The sequence below is a fragment of the Streptomyces sp. SAJ15 genome, assembly GCF_007595705.1.
Taxonomy (GTDB): domain Bacteria; phylum Actinomycetota; class Actinomycetes; order Streptomycetales; family Streptomycetaceae; genus Streptomyces.
In genome coordinates this window covers 156,889-175,940 of the sequence record NZ_NISY01000010.1, presented here as the reverse complement: position 1 = coordinate 175,940, position 19,052 = coordinate 156,889, and the positions used below count along the sequence as shown (strand labels likewise).

Here is a 19,052-nt window from a genome sequence, read left to right as displayed (position 1 = left end):
GCGTAGATGTCAGATAAAGGGGTGCTTCGAAGCCGTTATCGGATCGTCGCGAACCTGTCTTGACGATCACATCGACACTTTGTGTCGATCTCGTAAAGGGCTGGTCGCGCTCAGTTTCCCCCTGAACGCGACGTGTCCAACGCCCTTACGGAACGTGTCGGTCGAGCAGGGCGGCGGCGGTGAACAGCTCCACCCCGACCTTGATCGCCCCCTCATCAACGTCGAAATCACCACGGTGCAGGTCATGCCGGGCGGAATCGCCGACCTTGCGCACGCCCAGCCGGGCCATGGCGCCGGGCACCTTCTCCAGATACCAGGAGAAGTCCTCGCCGCCCAGGCTCTGCTCAGTATCCTCCACCGAGTACGCCCCGCGCCGGGCCACCATCGCCCGCCGCAGCAGCTCCGCCGAGGCGGCCTCGTTGACCACCGGCGGCACCCCTCGGACATAGGTGATCTCCGACTCGGCGCCGTAGAGGGTGGCGACCTCGTCCACCGCGGTGTGCACCAGGTCGGGGGCGTCATGCCAGGCGGGCAGGTCCAGGCAGCGGACCGTGCCGGCGAGCCCGGCGTGCTGCGGGATCACGTTGGCGGCGTGCCCGGTGACCAGCTGGCCCCAGGTGAGGGCGAGCCCCGAGCGGGTGTCCACCCGGCGGGCGAGCAGCGCGGGGACCTCGGTGGCCACCTTGGCGGCGGCCGTCACCAGGTCCGTGGTCAGATGCGGCCGCGCGGTGTGCCCGCCGGGGCCGCTGAGCTCGATCTCCAGCCGGTCGCAGGCCGAGGTGATCGGCCCGGTGCGCAGCCCGATCCTGCCCACGTCCACCCGCGGATCGCAGTGCAGCGCCAGGATCCGGCCCACGCCGTCCAGCGCCCCCGCGGCGACCGCGTCCGCGGCCCCGCCGGGCAGCACCTCCTCGGCGGGCTGGAAGATCAGCCGCACCGGACGCGGAAGCCGGCCCGCGCGCTCCATCTCGGCGAGGACCAGGCCGACGCCGAGCACCACGGTGGTGTGCACGTCGTGTCCGCAGGCGTGGGCGCGGTCCGGGACGGTGGAGCGGTACGGGACGGTCTTGGTGTCCGGGATGGGCAGTGCGTCGATGTCCGCGCGCAGCGCCAGCATCGGGCGGCCGCCGTCCCAGGTGCCCACGTCGCAGATCAGCCCGGTGCCGGAGGGCAGCACCCGCGGGATGAGCCCCGCCTTCTCCAGTCGCGCCTTGATGGCCGCCGTGGTGCGGTACTCGCAGTTCCCCAACTCGGGGTGCATGTGCAAGTCACGGCGAAAGGCGACGAGTTCGGTGCGCAGCCCCTCGGAGAGCACACCGTCCAGCCGTGCCTGCGCGGCGGGCGAACCCGCCTCCGGGGCGGCCGGCCCCGCCGCCTCCGCGGCGGTATCGGCCTCGGGAGAGAAGTCGCGGGACATCACATTGTTCACCCGATGAAGCGTATGCCGACGAAAGCACCGACCGGCGCTCGATCAACAAAATTTCAGCCCGATAGGGGACGGAAACCCGGCCGGGTTGCGCATGATCTACCTAGTCAGGGGGTATAACTGCGCCCTTTCTCAGAGTGTGGACATGAGAAGGGCTCATCTCCCTGTCAGGAAGCTGCCATCGGCGCGGATGACGCGGGCGGTACGACAGGGCCCGGAGGGGCCGCCGTGACGGCCGCGGCCGGTGCGACGGGCGGGGCGGCGGGCGCCGCGCTCCGTGCCGGCGGCACCGCCCGAGGCTCCGAATCCCCCCGTGCGGCGGGCCGTTGGGGACCCTCGCTCTCCTGCGCCAGCGAGCGCAGCCGGTCCACGTCGCGCGCCGTGCCGGTGACCCCGGAGAGAAAGCCCTGGGCGCGCGGCGAGGCATGGCTGGTGAGCCAGGCCGGGTCCACGTCGCAGACCGCCACCCGCACCCCGGTGCCGGCGAGGGCCAGCGGCAGCGTGTGCACCACCGTCGAGGGAAAACTCAGGATCGTTCGGCCGATCGGACCACGGCGGGCGATCAGCTCCAGCGGCAGCTCGGGGCGTACCACCTCCAGGCCGACCTCCGCGCTCACCCGGTGCAGCTTCTCCGCGCTCTCCCTGCGGTGCGCGAAGTAGCGGGTGGCGCCGTGCGCGCGGGCCAGCGCGGTGACCGCGGTCAGATAGCGGTCCAGATCGACGACTCCCGTCTCCACCAGGGAGGTTCCGACCAGGTCGGTGCCCCGGGTGAGCCGTGGCGGGCCGAACCTGGCCCGGGTCCAGGCGAAGTCGTTGGCGGTGACGGTGACGCCCTCCGGCGGCTCCACCGGCATCGAGCTGAAGACCTCGACCCGGCGCCCCGCGCCCGGCGTCAGCCGGCGCCGCGCGGTCGCCGACACCGGGGCGAAGACCACGTCCCGCGCCCCGCGCCCGTTGCCCCGCCGATGCCAGCGCACCAGGCGCTCGCCGCGGGCCAGCTGCGAGATGAACTCCATGGTGGCCGTCCCGTCGTCGACCACGACCAGGTCGCGGGCGCGGGCGAGGGTCAGCAGCAGCTGGACGTAGCGGGAGAAGGGGTCGCCGATCACGATCCGCTCGGCGCGGCGCAGCAGCCCGGACAGTCCGCCCACGGTGCGCAGCGGCGCGCTCGCCCCGCCGCGCGCCTCCTCCCAGCGGACGCTCACGCCCTCGTCCCGGGCGAGGTCCGCCATCCGGCGCAGCTGCCCCCGGGTCATGGGGTCGTGCGGCGCCAGCACGATCACGGTGAGCCCCGCCCCGAAGGCGATCGGCTCCCGCCCGCCGCCCGGAACCGCCGACTCCGCCGCGCTCCCCTGCCCATACGCGTCGCCCGCATACGGGTGGTCGCCGTACGGGTCGCCGCCGCGCGGGTCGCCGCCGCGCGGGTCGCCGCCGTACGGGTCGCCGCCGCCCGGGTCGCCGCCGCGCGGGCCGTCGCCGCGCGCGCCGCCGCCGTACGGGTCGCCGCCGTACGGGTCGCCGCCGGCGGGTGCGCCGTCCGCGGCGCCGTGTCGGGCGTCGTCCGCCCGGCCTGGCGCGCCGGGCAGACCGCGCTCACCCGCCGGAGCGGGAATGGACACGCCCCGGCCCGCCTGCGGGCCCGGGTCGTCCCTTCCCGGCTCCCCCGCGGAACCGGTCTCGGCGTCGCGCGCGGGGCGCGGCGAAGCGCCGCCCGCGGGTCCCGCCGGAGCGGGGACTCCGGTACCGGAGTAGTCCCCGCCCGCGGTGGCGCCCGACGGAGTCCGCCGCGCCTCGACGGACCCGGGCACCGAGCCGCCCGACGCGTCCGCGCCGGTGGACGCCCACCCGGGCCGCGCACCCGACGGGAGCCCATCACCCTCGACCGGAGGCTCCGACGGCACGTCACCCGGCTCGGCCGCACCGTCCGCCGAGACGACGGACCCCGACGCGCCGGAGCTCGACGCGCCAAAGCGCGCGGGCGGGTCGCCCGGTACCGGGCGCGGGGGAGTGCCGTCGGCCGCCGCTTCCGGCGGCACCGGGACACCGGCGTCGAAGTCGCCCCCCTCGCCGCCGCCCGGCCCGGCGGACGGGTCGGGCGGAGCGGCCGTGGCCGCCTGGGGGGTCTCCCCTCCGGTGCGCTCGCCGCGGGAGGCGATCGCGTCGGCGTACGCCCACTCCAGCACGTTCAGCAGCTGGACCGGGCTCTCGACGAACGCGAGGGTGTCGGCCGGCGGCGTGGCGCCGTCGGCGGGCAGGGCCCGGAAGCGGCGCACGGGAGTACGCGCCGCTTCCGGGGACGGTGGGCCGTCGGGCGACCCGGCCGGTTCCATCTCCACCAGATTCCCGTCAGTGCCTTGGAAGGTTCCGGCCGTCAGACGGCGGCCGGCTCGCGCCGGGTCTGCTCGGCGATGACGCCGGTGACACGGCGGAGCTTCTTCATGGGTCCGAGCTCGCTCTCGTAGACCTTCTTCACGCCGTCGCCCAGGGACTCCTCGACGACGCGGATGTCGCGCACCAGACGCTGCAGGCCCTGGGGCTCGACGGAGGCGGCCTGGTCCGAGCCCCACATGGCGCGGTCGAGGGTGATGTGGCGCTCGATGAAGGTGGCGCCGAGGGCGACCGCGGCCAGCGTGGTCTGCAGGCCGGTCTCGTGGCCGGAGTAGCCGATCGGCACGTTGGGGTACTCGGCCTGGAGCGTGTTGATCACGCGCAGGTTGAGCTCCTCGGCCTTGGCCGGGTAGGTGGAGGTGGCGTGGCAGAGCAGGATGTTCTCGCTGCCCAGCACCTCGACGGCGTGCCGGATCTGCTGCGGGGTGGACATGCCGGTCGACAGGATGACGGTGCGTCCGGTGGCGCGCAGGGCGCGCAGCAGCTCGTCGTCGGTGAGCGAGGCGGAGGCCACCTTGTGCGCCGGGAGGTCGAACTTCTCCAGGAAGGCGACGGCCTCGGTGTCCCACGGGGAGGCGAACCACGAGATGCCCCGCTTCTTGCAGTGCTCGTCGATGGCGCGGTACTCGTCCTCGCCGAACTCCACGCGGTGGCGGTAGTCGATGTAGGTCATCCGGCCCCACGGGGTGTCGCGCTCGATGTCCCACTGGTCGCGCGGGGTGCAGATCTCCGGGGTGCGCTTCTGGAACTTGACGGCGTCGCAGCCGGCGTCGGCGGCGACGTCGATGAGCTTGAACGCGTTCTCCAGGTCTCCGTTGTGGTTGATGCCGATCTCACCGGTGACGTAGACCGGGTGGCCGGGGCCGACGATCTTGTCGCCGAGGGTGCGGAGGCGGTTGTTGGAGCTCACGTGAAACCTTTCGAGTGGTTCCCGGATCGGTGTCCGGGGCGAGACAAGGTCGTCTTGGCCGCGGCCTCGCTACGCGATGCCGGTCCGTGCGGGGCGGTTCGGGGAAGGGCCCCGGGGTCGGGGTCGGTGACCGGGTCGGTGACCGGTTAAGAGCCGATGCGTCAGGCCAGCTCCTTTCCGAGGAGCCAGGAGGCGATCTCGCGGATCGCCCCCTGACCTCCGGGGGTGGAGGTCACCGCACGGGCGGCGCCGCGCACCACGTCGTGCGCGCTGGCGACCGCGACCGGCCAGCCGACCACGTCGAAGCACGGCAGGTCGTTGACGTCGTTGCCGGCGTAGAGCACCCGCTCGGGAGCGATGCCCTGTTCCTCGCACCACTGCTTGAGTGCGAGATCCTTGCGGTCGATGCCGTGCAGCACGGGGATCTCCAGCTTCCGTGCCCGCGCGGCGACGACCGGGTTCCGCTCCGTGGACAGGATCAGCAGCGCCAGCCCGGAGCGGCGCAGCGCGGCGACGCCGAGGCCGTCGCCGCGGTGCACGGCGACCAGCTCCCGTCCGTCGGAGTCGATGAGCACCCTGTCGTCGGTCTGGGTGCCGTCGAAGTCGAGCACCACCGCGTCGACGTCCTCGCGGGTGGGCAGGGCGCCGGGGCGCGGGGCGTCCAGCAGCGGCGCCAGCGCGCGGGCCCGGGCCAGGTCGTGCGGGTCGTCGATCTCCAGCACCCGGGCGGCGTCGGTGCGCACCAGCGCCGTACGCCCGAAGAAGCGGTGCTTCTCGGCGCGGAAGCCCTCGACCCGCATCGCGTAGGCCGCGCCGGTCTCCAGCAGGTCCTGCGGCCGGTCCTGGCGGCGGGGGCGGAAGGACTTGTCGTGGTTGACGCCGTACCCGCTGCTGCCGGCGGGCTCGGCGTCCCCGGCGCCGGCCGGGGTCCGGGCGGCCGCGGCGCCGGAGCCGGTGGCGCCACCGGGCACCGCGCGGTGGCCGGTGACCGCGGTGTCGGCCGCGGCGGCCGGCCCGTCGGCGGTCCCGGCCAGCAGCGCCGCCGCGGTGACCGTGCGGCCCGTCGCCGCGCCGGCGACCGCGGTCCCGGACGGGGCGCCGGTCGCGGTCCCGGACGCGGTGACCGCGGTCGCGGTCCCGGGCGCCGTGGCGGCGGTGCCGTCGGCGCGGGTGTCGTCCCCGGTGCGGCCCGCGGGGACCGTCACCGGGCCCGGGGCGCCCCCGTCGACCGCGGCCGACGCCTGGCCGACCACCGTCACCGGGTCCGGCGCGCCGGCGACCGCGGCGCGCGCGGCGAAGCCGTCGTCGTCCGCCGTGTCGCGCCATACGAAGCCGTGGAAGGGGGCGACGGTCAGCGCGGAGTCGGCGCCGTCCTCCAGCACCGCGGCGGCCACCCCGTCGACGTCCTCCCGGGCGATGAAGGGGCTGGTGCACTGCACCAGCAGCACCACGTCCGCGGCCGTCCCGTGGCGGGACTCGAAGGCGTCCAGGGCGTGCAGCACCGCGGCCTCGCTGGTGGCGGTGTCGCCGGCGATGGCCGGCGGGCGCTGGACCACCTCGGCGCCCGCGCCGCGCGCGGCGGCGGCGATGCCGGCGTCGTCCGTGGAGACGACCACGTCCGTCACCAGCCGACTGGCGCGGCACTCGCGCACCGCCCGGGCGACCAGCGGCACTCCTCCCACGGCGGCGAGGTTCTTGGCGGGCACGCCCTTGGATCCGCCGCGGGCGGGGATCACGGCGACCACGCGGCGCTCGGGGGTGGCGGGCATTGCGGCTCCTTCGGTGCCGTCGGGGTGGCTCACGGCTCTCCCCGGCGGCGGGTGGTGGCAAGGGCGTTGCGCTGACTCACAGCGCTCAACCGGCGGGGCGCGGCGAGGGTGCTGCGGTTCGTCACAGCTCCCCCATCCGGCGGATGACGGGGGCGACCCGCTGGACGCCGTGGCGGTAGGCGCCGCGGGCCGCCTCCCGCACGGTGGACCGGACGGCCCGGCGCAGCGCGCCGGCCTCGGCGGTGTCGGCGCCGGGGGCGCCGGGGCGCGGGGTGCCGTCCGGCCGGAAGCCGTAGCGGTCAAGGACGCGGGGCAGATAGCCGGGCGCGGTGGTGCGGCTGTAGTAGGGGGTCAGCGGCGGCAGGGCGGGGGCCGCGGCCAGCTCGGCGACCCGGGCGCGCGCGGCGTCGAAGGCGGTTATGTACGAGCCGTCGGCGCAGACGCCCTGGCGGGCGAGCCACTCCGGGTCGGGCTCGGGCAGGTGGCCCTGGTCCAGCTGGTCCCAGGAGGCGAGGCAGCCGGAGCCGAGGAAGTGGTGGTTGCCGAGCGCCTCGCGGACGCCCAGGTCGGTGAGGATGGCGGTGGGGACGCCGCGGTGCAGCGACTCCAGGGCGGCGGTCGAGCTGACGGTCACCAGCAGGTCCGCGGTGTCCAGGACCTCGCCCATGTTGCCGTAGGCCAGGCGGAAGTTGGCCGGGGTGCCGCCGTCGATGCGGGCCGCCAGCTTCTGGTAGGGCAGCTCCTCGATGTGCGTGGTGTGCTCGCCGGGCTTGCTGCGCAGCTTGACCAGCACCTCGCGGTCGGGGTGCTTCCGGGCGTGCTCCAGCGCGCGGCGCAGCAGGTAGCCGCGGTCCTCGCGGTTGTCGGGGACGGAGGGCTGGACGGCGAAGACCACCGTGCCGCCGGGGTGGCGGCGGCCCTTCCGGGCCTCGGCGTCGTACCGCGCGCCGCCGAGGAAGGGCAGCGCGCACTCGACGACGCCGTCGTCGGCGGCGCCCACGCCCCGGTAGACCTCGCGGAAGCGGTCCGCGTCGTACCGGGAGTTGGCGAGCACCACGTCCGCGCCGTGCCGCAGCAGCAGCCCGTCGGCGAGCTTCTCGTAGACGACGCCGACGTAGCCGGTGACGACCACCGGGCGGCGCCCGCCAGCGGATCCGGCGGGGGTCGCCCAGGCCCGGGACAGCCCGTGCAGCATCGCCTGCACCCCGCCGCCGACGCAGGAGAGCACGATGACGTCGTACCGCTCGCGGTCCACGGCGCGCACGAACTCCGCTCCCGTGACCTCGCGCAGCGCGTCCGCCCGCACCCCCACCTCGCGCAGCTGACGCACCGTCGGCGTCGACCGTCCGCGCAGCAGGAATCCGTCGAGCCGAATATCCTGCGGATTGTCCGACTGATCGGTCGACACGAGGCGACGCGCGGTCAGCGCTCCCCATTTCCAACGGGTGTCGGAGTCGGCCAGGACGGCGGCGCGCAGGGCGGTCGGGGCGGAAGTCGAATGGGTACGGGTGGGCACGTCGCCGACGGTAGGAAGCCATTCCGATTCACGGCCCAACTCAAGCGCAACAAACGGTTAACAGCACGTCGACGCTTGGCGAATCGGCTGACTGGAGCACCGGGTTAACCGTTCCGACGTGCGTCGTTCACCTTTAGGTACACCACAGGTCAAGACGAATGCCGGACGGCGACCTACCGTCACCCGAGTGGTTAAGCTCTCCGTCATCGTGCCGTTCTACAACGTGCAGACATATGCCCCAGACACCCTGCGAAGTCTGCGCGCCAACGCGCGCGACGACTTCGAATTCATCCTCGTCGACGACTGCTCGGCCGATGGGACGCCGGAGATCCTGGAGCGCGCGGAACGCGAGCTTCCGGGGGCGGTCCTGGTGCGACACGAACAGAACGGCGGGCTCGCCACCGCCCGTAACACCGGCCTGGACGCGGCGCGCGGCGAGTACCTGACCTTCCTCGACGGGGACGACTGGATCGCCCCCGACTACTACACCCAACTCGTCGAGATCATCGAGGAGTTGGACGTCGACTTCCTGCGCGTGGACCACGTGCAGTGCACCAACCGCTCGCGCGGCGTGCACCGGGTCCCGGTGGGCCGCCGGGGCGTGGCGCTCAACCCGCGCGACGTCATACTGCCCGCCGACCGCTCCACCGCCGTGGACTACCCGTACGCCTGGGCCGGCGTCTACCACCGCCGCCTCCTCGACCAGGGGCTGCTGCACTTCACCCACGGGCTGCGCACCGCCGAGGACCGACCCTGGATCTGGCGGCTGCACCGCGAGGCCGGGAGTTTCGCCGCCGCCGGGCTGCTCGGAATCTTCTATCGGCGCGGAGTCGCCTCCTCGCTCACCCAGATCGGCGATGTGCGGCAGCTCGATTTCATTCGCGCATTCGATCAGGTAATCGAAGAAACCGCGCGCGACCGAGAAGCGGACAAACTCCTCCCGAAGGCCGTACGAACGTATTGCGCGATTATTTCGCACCATCTCGGCAACATCGAGCGTTTCGAACCCGCGGTGGCACGTAAGCTGCGCAGCATGAGTGCGGCGGCGATGAAGCGCATGCCGCAGGACGTATTGAAGGACGCGCTGAACTCGATGGATTACGAGCGAGCCGCCCGACTGCGGCGAGTCCGCCGGCACGCCGGCACGGTGGCGGCCTGATGCCCGCCCGCGGCGCCCGGAAGCGCACCCAGATCTTCTTCGCCTCGACGCTCTACGGCGCGGCCACGCTGGCCGCCGCGATCGACGCGGACCTCTTCGACCCCGCCGACCGCCGGCTGCTGCTGGTCAGCAACAACGCGGCGATCCCGGAGACCACCCCGTCGCTGGACCAGATGCCCGGCTTCTCCCGGCTGCGCGACCGCTTCGACCGGGTGGTGTCCTGGAACGAGACGATCCACCCCTTCCACCCCGGCGGCTGGTCCCCGCGCCACGACGACATCCCGCTGTGGGAGCGTCATCTGCGGCTGCTGTGGGGCCTGGGCGACGACGAGGTCGAGCTCGTCGTGGAGTCCATCCAGGTCAACCCGGCCCTGGCACTGGCCAGGCTCTTCCCCGGCTGCGCGGTGGACGTCTACGCCGACGGGCTGATGAGCTACGGGCCGACCCGCAACAAGATCGACCCGCTGATCGGCACCCGCGTCCGCCGACTGCTCCATCTGGACCTGGTGCCGGGCCTCACGCCACTGCTCCTCACCGAGTTCGGCGTGCGGCCGGAGGTCGTGCCCACCGACACCTTCACCAAGGTGCTGGCCGAGCTGGCCTACGCCTCCCCGGAGCTGGAGACCGGCGAGGCCACGGCGGCCACCGGCGGTCCGGCGCTGCTGCTGGGGCAGTACCTGTCCGCGCTGGACATCCTCACCCCCGAGGAAGAGGAGGAGCTGCATGTGCGGATGTTGCGCGGCGCCTTCGCCCTCGGCCACCACACGCTGGTCTTCAAGCCGCACCCGACCGCCCCGGCCCGCTGGTCGCGGATGCTGGAGCGGGAGGCGGAGGAGCTGGGCGCCGAGCTGACCGTGCTGGACTCGCCGGTCCTCGCCGAGGTGCTCTACCAGCGGATGCGACCGGCCCTGGTGGTGGGCTGCTTCTCCACCGCGCTGCTGACGGCCACCACCTGCTACGGGCTGCCGGCCGCACGGATCGGCACCGAACTGCTGCTGGAGCGGCTCACCCCGTACCAGAACAGCAACCGGGTGCCGGTGACCATCGTCGACGCGCTGCTGCCGGACCTGGAGGACCGCGAGGCCGTCAGCGGCTGGACGCCGCCCACCGGCGAGCGCGCCGAGCGGCTCGGCACGGAGCTGACCGGCCTGGTCACGGCCGTCGGCTTCGCCATGCAGGCCCAGCTCTACCCGCACCTGCGGCCGGCCACCGAGCGCTATCTGGCCGCCCACCTGGACCAGCACACCTGGCGGTACTTCAAGCGCCGCCGGCTCACCGCGCTCGCCCTGCCGGGCGCGGTCCCCGCGCAACTGTCGTTCATCCCGCGCAATGAGACGGTCCGTCGCGTGGCACGCCGAGCACGCGCCGTCCAGCGCAAGATCAAGAAGAGGACGGCGTTCGGATGACAGCTCCGAGCACCACACTCCCGGCTTCCCCCTCGGTCCCGGGAACGCCCGACCAGCGAGAACCGGAGATACGACCGGGGGCGCGCGACAAGCAAGGCGCGCCCCCCGCACGACTCCGCGCTCTTGACGGACTGCGGCTGCTCGCCGCCCTGATGGTCGCCGCCTATCACTACGGCGGCCGGGGCGGCGAGATCAGCCACGCCTGGGGCAGCTCGCCGCGGGAGCAGTTCCCCACCGCCTCCAGCCTCTTCGCCTACGGCTGTCTGGGCGTCCAGATCTTCTTCGTCATCAGCGGTTTCGTGATCTGCATGAGCGGCTGGGGGCGGCCGCTGCGCTCGTTCTTCGCCTCCCGGGTCTCCCGGCTCTTCCCCGCCTACTGGGCCGCGATCCTCATCGTCACCGCCGTCTTCGCGCTGCCCGCGGTCGCCTACGCCACGGTCTCCGCCAGCGACACGCTGGTGAACCTCACCATGCTCCAACAGCCGCTCGGCGCCGACCGGGTGCTCGGGGTGTGCTGGACCCTCTGGGCCGAGCTGCGGTTCTACGCCCTCTTCGCGCTCTTCGTGGTGCTGCCCGGCGCCAGCCGCCATCGCGTGGTGCTCTTCTGCGCCGTGTGGACCCTGGCCGCGGCCATGGCGGACGCCGCCGACCAGCCGCTGCTGGACGTGGTCCTGATGCCCGAGTACGCCCCGTACTTCATCGGCGGCATCGGGCTGTACCTGGTGCACCGCTTCGGCCACTCCGTCCTGGCCTGGGGAATCGTCGCCACCAGCTTTCTGCTCGGTCAGCACTACGCGGTGGCCGAGCTGTGGCACGCGCCCAACCCGAACTTCTTCTCCTACCGCGAGCCGCTGGGCATCATCGCCGTCGTCGCCGTCGGCTATCTGGCCGTCGCCCTGATCGCCATGGGGCGCCTCGCATGGGCGAACTGGCGCTGGCTCACCGTCGCGGGCGCCCTCACCTACCCCTTCTACCTGGTCCACGAGCACCTGGGCTGGGTCACGGTGGAGCTGCTCCACCGCGAGCTCGGCGTGGACTCGCACGCGACCTTCGCGCTCACCATCGCCCTGATGCTGTGCCTGGCCTGGCTGCTCTACCGCTTCGTGGAACAGCCGCTCACCCCGCTGCTCAAGCGGTCGCTCGCCCCGGCGCGGCCGACGGCCCCGGAAGACCGGGTGAAGGGCGCCGCCCGGCGGCCGTGACCGGCCGCGTCGAGCGCGGGGCGACGCGGTGCGCGTGCGCTCAGCCGGGCAGCAGCGTCGCCTCCACGCCCGCGACGATCGCCCGCAGGCCCTCCTCGAAGCGCGCCTCGGCTGGAAGCTCGGCCAGGTGCTCCGCCTCGGGGCGCGCCCCGCGCTCCTCGACACCTACGAGGAGGAGCGCCTCCCGATCGCCGCCGGCGTGCTCGGCATCTCCACCCGCATCCACCGCGCGGCCATGGTGGGCAGGGGCGCCGGCTCGGACACCAGCTCCCAGCGCACCGCGGAGGTGCACCAGTTGGGCCTGAACTACCGGGGCGGCCCGCTGGCGGCGGAGCGCCGTACGCATCCGGTGGAACCGGCGCTCCAGGCGGGCGACCGCGCCCCCGACGCGCCCTGTGCCCGCCGCGACGGCAGCCCGTACCGCCTCTTCGACGCCTTCCGCGGCCCCCACTTCACCCTGCTGGCCCTCGGCGGGGACCTCGAACCCCCACGTCTGGAGCAGGAGTTCGTGCGCACCTGCCGGATCGGGGGCCCGTCCGCCGACCTGCTCGACACCGGGGGCCACATCCGCGACGGCTACGGCGAGCGGGGGCTGTTCCTGGTCCGGCCGGACGGCTACGTCGGCTTCGCCGCGGACGGGCCGGACGCGGCGCGGGAGCTCCGGGAGTGGCTGGCCTCACTCGGGTAGTCGCCACCGCCGGGCTTCGGTGACGCCGCTAGAGAACCAGCGACAGCAGCAGCACGAAGACCAGGGAGACCACCGAGATGATCGTCTCCATCACGGACCAGGTCTTCACCGTCTGCCCGACGCTCATCCCGAAGTACTCCTTCACCAGCCAGAACCCGGCGTCGTTGACATGGCTGAAGAAGAGGGACCCGGCGCCGATGGCCAGCACCAGCAGCGCGGTGTGGGTCGTGCTCATGTCGGCGGCGAGCGGGGCGACCAGGCCGGCGGCCGAGATGGTGGCCACCGTCGCGGAGCCGGTGGCCAGCCGGATGCCGACGGCGATGAGCCAGGCCAGGAAGAGCGCGGAGACGTTCCAGTCCTCGGAGAGGTCGAGGATCATCTGGCCGACGCCGATGTCGATGAGGGTCTGCTTGAAGCCGCCGCCGGCGCCGACGATCAGCAGGATCCCGGCGATCGGGGCGAGCGACCTCTCGACCGTCGAGGCCAGCCGGTCCCGGCCGAAGCCCGCCGCGCGGCCGAGCGTGAACAGGCCGACCAGGACCGCCGCCAGCAGGGCGATCAGCGGGGCGCCGATGATGTCGGTGACGCGCTGGAGGTGGTTGTCCGGGTCGTCGACGACGATGTCCACCAGCGCCTTGAGCAGCATCAGGACCACGGGCAGCAGCACGGTGCAGACCGTGGCGGCGAAGCTCGGGCGGCGGTCCAGGTCCTCCGAGGGGCGCTTGGGGATCATGTTCTCGGGCGGGGTGATGTCCACCCAGCGGGCCGCGTAGCGGGAGAAGAGCGGGCCCGCGATGACCGCGGTCGGCACCGCGACCAGCACGCCGAGCGCCAGCGTCACGCCCAGGTTGGCGCCGACCGCGTCGATGGCGACCAGCGGACCGGGGTGCGGCGGCACCAGGCCGTGCATCGCGGACAGGCCGGCCAGCGCCGGTATGCCGATGCGCATCAGGGAGAAGCCGCCGCGCTGGGCGACCAGCAGCACCACCGGGATCAGCAGCACGATCCCGACCTCGAAGAACAGCGGCAGCCCGATCAGCCCGGCGATGAACGCCATCGCCCAGGGCATCGAGCGCTCGCTCGCCTTCGCCAGGATCGTGTCGACGATCTGGTCGGCGCCGCCGGAGTCCGCCAGCAGCTTGCCCAGGATGGCGCCCAGCGCGATCAGGACGCCGACGCCCGCGACGGTGGCGCCCAGACCGGTGGTGAAGCTGGATATCGCCTTGTCCAGCGGGGCGCCCGCGACGGCGCCGAGCACCAGCGAGCCGATGGTCAGCGACAGGAAGGCGTGGAGCTTGAACTTGGTGATGAGGACGACGAGGACGGCGATGCCGGTGAGGACGGCGATGCCCAGCTGTGCGTGACCTGCCGAGGTGATCGGTTCGACGGGGGTCGCGGCCAGCATCTCGACTCTGAGATGTGTCACGGCGGTTCCCTAGGGGAGTGCGGGCGACGCCTTGCCTTCAGCGCAGCGCCGCGAGGGCTTGTCCGGTGATGACCGCCGGGTCCGGGGTGATGTCGAGCGCGATGCCGGGCTCGTCCGGCTGGAGCGGTTCGAGGGTCGCGAACTGCGAGTCCAGCAGCTTGGCGGTCATGAAGTGGCCCTGGCGGGCCGCCATCCGCTCGGCGATCAGATCGTGGTCGCCGGTGAGATGGACGAAGAACAGGTCGGGCGCGGCCTGGCGCAGCCGGTCCCGGTAGGCGCGCTTGAGCGCCGAGCAGCTGACGACCCCGCCGTGCGCGCCGGGTCCGCTGTGCTCGTGCGCCCAGGCTCCGATGGCGTCCAGCCAGGGGGCCCGGTCCTCGTCGTCCAGCGGAACGCCGGCCGACATCTTGGCGATGTTGGCCGACGAGTGGAAGTCGTCGGCCTCGGCGTACGGGACGCCCAACGCCTCGGCCAGCAGCGTGCCGACCGTGGTCTTGCCGGTGCCGGACACGCCCATGACCACGACGACCCTGGGGGTGGCTCGCATCGGGATACCTCGCTGTTCTTCTCGACTGCCGTCGTCGTCGACCGCAGCGCCGCGGCACACTCAACCTCACTGATACGACGTATTCAAGAGGTCGTGATGTAAAAGTCATACTTAATTGGAGCGGGATGGCGACGCGTAGGCTGCTGGCTATGGACAACGAGGGTGGGGGGCGGGGGCAACACGCTGGGGGGCGGGGGCCACACGCCGGGGGGCGGGGGCCACACGCCGGGGGCCTGCACGCACGGGTGCTGGACTCCCTGGGGCCAGCGATCACGGCCGGCGACTACCCACCGGGCACGGTGCTGCGCACGGACGAGTTGGAGCAGCGGTTCGACGTGTCCCGGACCGTGGTGCGGGAGGCCGTGCGCGTCCTGGAGTCCATGCATCTGGTGGAGTCGCGGCGCCGGGTCGGGGTGACGGTGCGCCCCACCGAGGAGTGGAACGTCTTCGACCCGCAGGTCATCCGCTGGCGGCTGGCGGGCGCCGACCGTCCACGACAGCTGCGCTCGCTCACCGCTCTGCGCTCCGCCGTGGAACCGGCCGCCGCCGCGCTCGCCGCCGAACTGGCCACCCCCGAGCAGTGCGCCGAGCTGACCGGCCACGCCCTCGGCATGGTCGCCACCTCACGGGGTCAGCAGCTTGAGGGCTATCTGGTGCACGACATCGCCTTCCACCGGGTGATCCTCCGGGCGTCGGGCAACGAGATGTTCGCCCGGCTCGGCGATGTGGTCGCCGAGGTGCTGACGGGGCGCACCGAACACCAGGTGATGTTCACCGATCCGGACCCGGCGGCGGTCACCTTGCATGTGCGGGTGGCCGAGGCGGTGCGCGCCCGCGACGCGGCGGCCGCGGAGCGGTTGACCCGTGAGATCACGGTGGGGGCGATGGCGGAGCTGGACATCCTGGCGCCGTGAGCGAGCCAGCCGCCGGGCCGGGCCGACACCCGGGCCCCGACCCGTCGGGGCTCAGGCCGGTGGGTGGCCGGGTGGCCAGAGGTCGCCCCAGCGCTGGTCCGCCTCCAGTTGGGCGGCCAGCGACAGGAGCAGGGGTTCGCTGTCGGCCGGGCCGAGGAGTTGGGCGCCGACCGGGAGCCGGTCCGGGGTGAGGCCGGCGGGGACGTTGACGCCCGGCCAGCCGAGGACGTTCCAGGGCCAGGCGTACGGGCACGCCTGGATCATGGTGCGGTCGGTGTCCCAGCCGGAGAGGCCGAGCATCGAGCCGACGCGGGGCGGCGGCACGGCGGTGGTCGGGGTCAGCAGCACGTCGAAGCGCCGGAAGAGGGCGCCGACGCGCCGCCGCAGCGGGACCTCGGCCGCGCGGGCGAGGCGCAGCGCGCGGCCGCCGAGGAGTCGGCCGGTGCGGGCCGCGGTGTGGGTGCGCGGGTCGAGGAGGGTCGGGTCGGGGGTGCGTGCCACCCAGTCGCGGACGCCCGCCGAGCCGCGCGGGATGAGCGTGGGGCCGACCAGGCCGTAGCGCGGGTCGGCCTCGGCGATGTCATGGCCGAGGGCGGCCAGCCGGTCGGCCAGGTGGAGCACGGCGGTGCGCACGGCCGGGTCGAGGCGTGGCGGGAGCCCGGTGAAGGCGGGCTTGAAGGAGAGGGCGACGCGGAGCCGGCCGGGGTCACGGCTCACGGCGCCGACCGGGTCGACCCGCGGCGGCTGGTACGGATCGTCGGGGTGGTTGCCGGCCGCGGCGCTCAGCAGCAGGGCGGCGTCGGCGACCGTGCGGGCGAGGGGGCCGTTGCAGGTGATCCCGTAGAAGGACTCCGGGTCCGGCCAGGTGGAGATCCGGCCGCGCTGCGGCTTGACGCCGATGAGATGGGTCCAGGCGGCGGGGATGCGGATCGAACCGGCCCCGTCCGAGCCGAGCGCGGCGGGGACCAGGCCGGCCGCCACGGCGGCGGCCGCCCCGCCCGAGGAACCGCCGGGGGTGTGCTCCAGGTCCCAGGGGTTGCGGGTCGCGCCGAAGGCGGGGCCCTCGGTGAAGGGCCACTGCCCCAGCTCCGGTGTGTTGGTCTTGCCGACGATCACGGCCCCGGCCGCGCGCAGCCGCCGTACGGCCTGGGCGTCGGCGGGGGCGGGCGGGAAGTCGCCGAGGCAGCCGAAGGCGGTCGGCTCCCCCGCGAGATCGGTGTCGTCCTTGATCGCGATCGGCACCCCCAGCAGCGGCCCCCGCTCCCCCGCGGCCAACCGCCGATCGGCCGCGTCGGCCTCCGCGAGCGCCGCCTCCGCGCGCACCCGACGGAAGGCGTTGAGCGTGGACCGCGTCGCCTCGATGCGCCGCAGCGCCTCCTCCACCAGCCGGCGGGACGAGACCTCGCCCTCCGCCAGCGCCGCCACCTGCCCGACCAGTCCGGTCGGCCCACCGCTCACCTTCCGCCTCCCCTGCCCGCGCGTGCCACCACACACCCACCCCCGTCCGTGAGTTCGCACACGTTCCGCACGATAGGGCCTTCGACCTCTTTACGGAGGACCCATGGGCCACGCAGCCTGACCGCATGAGCGACATCGCAGCGCCCCACGCCCGCCGTTTCCTGCCCGCCCGCACCGGCGGCCCCTCGGACGGGCGGCTGGAGCACCTCGCCGGCTGGACCCTGACGGTGGTGGTGGCGATGCTCGCCGTTCAGCTCGGACTCGTCTGACCTGCACGCTTACCTTCGGGTCAGGACGCACCTTTTTGTGCGTACTTGATCATCTCGGCGCCGCGGCCAACTCTGGTGAGGACGCCCCCGGACGGGGTCGCGAAGCGAAACGGGAGCAGAGAGATGAGCACACCTGTCACGGTCCTCGGTCTGGGCGCGATGGGCCGGGCGCTGGCCACCGCGCTGCTGGAGTCGGGCCACCCCACCACCGTGTGGAACCGCTCGCCGGGCAAGGACGCGGAGCTGGTGGCCAGGGGCGCGCGCCGCGCCGCCGACGTCAGGGAGGCCGTCACGGCGAGCCCGCTGGTGATCGTCTGTCTCCTCGACTACGACGCCAGCGACGCGCTCCTCGAACCGCTCGCCGACGCCCTCGCCGGTCGGGTGCTGGTCAACCTGACCTCCGACACCCCGGAGCGTGCGCGCAAGGCCGCCGAATGGGCGACGGGCCACGGCATCGACTACCTCGACGGCGCGATCATGGTGCCCACCCCGGTGGTCGGCCGGCCGGAGGCGCTGATCCTGTTCAGCGGCTCGCACCCCGCCCACGAGGCGCATCAGGAGACCCTGAAGGCGCTGGCGGGCCACGTGCCCTACCTCGGCGCCGACGCCGGGACCGCCGCCGTCTACGACCTGGCGATGCTCAACCTGTTCTACTCGACCTACGGCGGAGTGCTGCGCTCCTTCGCCATGGTGGACGCGGAGGGCGTGGGGGCGACCGACTTCGCGCCGTTCCTGAGCGAGATCATCACCATCATGCCCCCGATCATCGCGGGCACCGGCGCCGAGATCGCCGAGGGCACCTACCCGGGCGGCGAGGCCAACCTGGCGATGATGACCGCGGGCATCGAGCACGTCCTGCACGCCGGACGCGCCAAGGGCATCGACATGACCGGGCTGGACGCGGTCAAGGCCGACGCGGACCGCGCCCTCGACCGGGGCTTCGGGGAGCACGGCTTCAGCAGCATCTTCGAGGTGCTCAAGCGGAGCTGAGCCGCGGCGCGCCACGCGGCGGGCACGCGGCGACGCGCGCGCCGCACCGGCGCCGCACCGCTCAGAACAGCGCCTGTTGGCCCGTCGTCGGCGGCTGGTCCGTCGGGAACAGCGACGGCTCCGCAGCCAGCAGCGGCGCGATCCGTCGGGAGCCCGGGCAGGAGACGAGGTCGAGGCCGCTCCGCCGGCCGGGCGGATCGTGGCGGGCGAAGCGCCCGCCGACGACCGCGATCTGACGGGTGCACACGGGACAGGCGCGACGCGGTGAGGACATGGGACCAGTGTCGCCCAGCCGCCGGCCGCCCGGCCCGGGCTCACCCCTCCGTCCGGCGCCGCCGCCTCAGCCGCCGAGGTCCTCGGCCAGCCGCCGGGCCGTGTCCTGGGTGAAGCTCCCCGAGATCTGGACCTTGCCGCCGGTGATGGCGGTGGTGACGGCGGGGGCCGACAGCAGCCGGCCGTCGCGGATCATGGCGACGCGGTTGGTCGGCGGCGTACGGGTCGCCAGCCGCTCGCTGAGCTCCCCGAAGCGCCGGGCGTCGGTGTCGGTCAGTGTGACGGTCACGATCCAGCCGGAGCCGTACTCGTCGAACGACGCCTTCGCGGCCGCGGTCCCGGTGATCGTCATGCCGTCGCTCTCGCGGGGCGTGACGGTCAGGCAGCTGGTGCCCGCGGTGTCGCTCCGCTCGGTGAAGGAGGTCGGCGAGGCGCCGCGGCAGGCCCCGGGGGCCTCCCGCTCGACCGGCAGGAAGCGCAGGGGTGCGCCGCGCACCGGGCGTGGGGTGCTCGCCCCCGACGGGTCCCCGCTCGGCCGGTCGGCCGGCCGTGAGGTCGCCGACGCCCGGTCGCCCGGGAGGGGCGCCGAGGGCTCGCCCCCGCCCTCGTCGTCCTCGCAGCCCGTCAGCGCCGCCCCCGCCAGCAGCAACGCGACCGGTATCGCCGCCGCACCGATCCGTGTGCGCACCTCGTCCCCCCAACGCCTCGGAC

Annotated in this window: 16 protein-coding genes and 2 pseudogenes; 7 read left to right on the top strand and 11 right to left on the bottom strand. The window is 73.7% G+C overall.

Features of this window, described 5'->3' with window-relative positions:
- Positions 1-145: 145 nt before the first annotated feature.
- The 6 genes and pseudogenes from CD790_RS24130 to CD790_RS24110 all read right to left on the bottom strand — a co-directional run bounded on the left by CD790_RS24130 (position 146) and on the right by CD790_RS24110 (position 8,009).
- Entirely contained in the window at positions 146-1,417 is a 1,272-nt protein-coding gene (locus CD790_RS24130) for an amidohydrolase (RefSeq protein WP_144385461.1), read from the bottom strand.
- 359 nt (positions 1,418-1,776) lie between these two features.
- Positions 1,777-2,682: pseudogene (locus tag CD790_RS36965) on the bottom strand (hypothetical protein); the annotation flags it as partial.
- A 1,115-nt stretch (positions 2,683-3,797) separates the two neighbouring features.
- Positions 3,798-4,724, bottom strand: a complete 927-nt coding sequence (locus tag CD790_RS24120; RefSeq protein WP_144385421.1) for an N-acetylneuraminate synthase family protein — start codon at positions 4,722-4,724, stop codon at positions 3,798-3,800.
- A 161-nt stretch (positions 4,725-4,885) separates the two neighbouring features.
- Positions 4,886-5,983, bottom strand: a complete 1,098-nt coding sequence (locus tag CD790_RS24115; protein ID WP_399218140.1) for an HAD hydrolase family protein — start codon at positions 5,981-5,983, stop codon at positions 4,886-4,888.
- 99 nt (positions 5,984-6,082) lie between these two features.
- Positions 6,083-6,493: pseudogene (locus tag CD790_RS36960) on the bottom strand (cytidylyltransferase domain-containing protein); the annotation flags it as partial.
- Between the two features lie 121 nt (positions 6,494-6,614).
- Positions 6,615-8,009, bottom strand: coding sequence for a DUF6716 putative glycosyltransferase (locus CD790_RS24110; protein ID WP_144385419.1), 1,395 nt, complete (start codon positions 8,007-8,009; stop codon positions 6,615-6,617).
- Positions 8,010-8,196: 187 nt separating this feature from the next.
- On the opposite strand from CD790_RS24110, the gene CD790_RS24105 reads away from it, so the two are divergent.
- From CD790_RS24105 to CD790_RS24090, 4 genes are read left to right on the top strand one after another with little or no spacing between them, the layout of a single operon-like run.
- On the top strand, positions 8,197-9,168 hold the full coding sequence (locus tag CD790_RS24105; RefSeq protein ID WP_144385418.1) for a glycosyltransferase family 2 protein: 972 nt from the start codon (positions 8,197-8,199) through the stop codon (positions 9,166-9,168).
- Positions 9,168-10,574 carry a polysialyltransferase family glycosyltransferase gene (locus tag CD790_RS24100; RefSeq protein WP_144385417.1) on the top strand — a complete coding sequence of 469 codons (1,407 nt, stop codon included), beginning with the start codon at positions 9,168-9,170 and terminating at the stop codon, positions 10,572-10,574. Before CD790_RS24105 ends, CD790_RS24100 begins: the two co-directional genes overlap by 1 nt.
- A complete protein-coding gene (locus CD790_RS24095) occupies positions 10,571-11,776 on the top strand; it encodes an acyltransferase (RefSeq protein ID WP_144385416.1) in 1,206 nt (401 codons plus the stop codon). Before CD790_RS24100 ends, CD790_RS24095 begins: the two co-directional genes overlap by 4 nt.
- A gap of 28 nt (positions 11,777-11,804) precedes the next feature.
- Entirely contained in the window at positions 11,805-12,464 is a 660-nt protein-coding gene (locus CD790_RS24090; protein WP_144385415.1) for an FAD-dependent monooxygenase, read from the top strand.
- A 28-nt stretch (positions 12,465-12,492) separates the two neighbouring features.
- Here the strand turns inward: CD790_RS24090 and CD790_RS24085 are convergent, their stop codons facing one another.
- Together CD790_RS24085 and CD790_RS24080 are read right to left on the bottom strand one after the other, a co-directional pair.
- Positions 12,493-13,890 carry a GntP family permease gene (locus tag CD790_RS24085; RefSeq protein ID WP_144385414.1) on the bottom strand — a complete coding sequence of 466 codons (1,398 nt, stop codon included), beginning with the start codon at positions 13,888-13,890 and terminating at the stop codon, positions 12,493-12,495.
- A gap of 37 nt (positions 13,891-13,927) precedes the next feature.
- Positions 13,928-14,437 (bottom strand): gluconokinase, encoded by a 510-nt coding sequence (locus CD790_RS24080; RefSeq protein WP_144385413.1) that lies wholly within the window; start codon positions 14,435-14,437, stop codon positions 13,928-13,930.
- Positions 14,438-14,682: 245 nt separating this feature from the next.
- Here CD790_RS24080 and CD790_RS24075 point away from each other — a divergent pair, with 245 nt between their 5' ends.
- A complete protein-coding gene (locus tag CD790_RS24075; RefSeq protein WP_260867828.1) occupies positions 14,683-15,351 on the top strand; it encodes a FadR/GntR family transcriptional regulator in 669 nt (222 codons plus the stop codon).
- Positions 15,352-15,402: 51 nt separating this feature from the next.
- Here the strand turns inward: CD790_RS24075 and CD790_RS24070 are convergent, their stop codons facing one another.
- A complete protein-coding gene (locus CD790_RS24070; protein ID WP_144385411.1) occupies positions 15,403-16,809 on the bottom strand; it encodes an amidase in 1,407 nt (468 codons plus the stop codon).
- Positions 16,810-16,934: 125 nt separating this feature from the next.
- Between CD790_RS24070 and CD790_RS24065 the strand changes: the two genes are divergently transcribed.
- Together CD790_RS24065 and CD790_RS24060 are read left to right on the top strand one after the other, a co-directional pair.
- A complete protein-coding gene (locus CD790_RS24065; RefSeq protein WP_144385410.1) occupies positions 16,935-17,078 on the top strand; it encodes an SCO1431 family membrane protein in 144 nt (47 codons plus the stop codon).
- A gap of 123 nt (positions 17,079-17,201) precedes the next feature.
- Positions 17,202-18,068 carry an NAD(P)-dependent oxidoreductase gene (locus tag CD790_RS24060; RefSeq protein WP_144385409.1) on the top strand — a complete coding sequence of 289 codons (867 nt, stop codon included), beginning with the start codon at positions 17,202-17,204 and terminating at the stop codon, positions 18,066-18,068.
- A gap of 61 nt (positions 18,069-18,129) precedes the next feature.
- On the opposite strand, the gene CD790_RS24055 is transcribed toward CD790_RS24060, so the two are convergent.
- On the bottom strand, positions 18,130-18,342 hold the full coding sequence (locus CD790_RS24055) for a hypothetical protein (RefSeq protein WP_144385408.1): 213 nt from the start codon (positions 18,340-18,342) through the stop codon (positions 18,130-18,132).
- 66 nt (positions 18,343-18,408) lie between these two features.
- A complete protein-coding gene (locus CD790_RS24050; RefSeq protein ID WP_144385407.1) occupies positions 18,409-19,029 on the bottom strand; it encodes a SecDF P1 head subdomain-containing protein in 621 nt (206 codons plus the stop codon).
- Between the last annotated feature and the right edge of the window lie 23 nt (positions 19,030-19,052).

Coding starts and splice junctions, on each gene's coding strand:
- CD790_RS24080 (WP_144385413.1), bottom strand. CDS start 14,437: ATGCGAGCCACCCCCAGGGTCGTCGTGGTCATGGGCGTGTCCGGCACC.
- CD790_RS24065 (WP_144385410.1), top strand. CDS start 16,935: ATGAGCGACATCGCAGCGCCCCACGCCCGCCGTTTCCTGCCCGCCCGC.
- CD790_RS24095 (WP_144385416.1), top strand. CDS start 10,571: ATGACAGCTCCGAGCACCACACTCCCGGCTTCCCCCTCGGTCCCGGGA.
- CD790_RS24100 (WP_144385417.1), top strand. CDS start 9,168: ATGCCCGCCCGCGGCGCCCGGAAGCGCACCCAGATCTTCTTCGCCTCG.
- CD790_RS24060 (WP_144385409.1), top strand. CDS start 17,202: ATGAGCACACCTGTCACGGTCCTCGGTCTGGGCGCGATGGGCCGGGCG.
- CD790_RS24130 (WP_144385461.1), bottom strand. CDS start 1,417: ATGTCCCGCGACTTCTCTCCCGAGGCCGATACCGCCGCGGAGGCGGCG.
- CD790_RS24055 (WP_144385408.1), bottom strand. CDS start 18,342: ATGTCCTCACCGCGTCGCGCCTGTCCCGTGTGCACCCGTCAGATCGCG.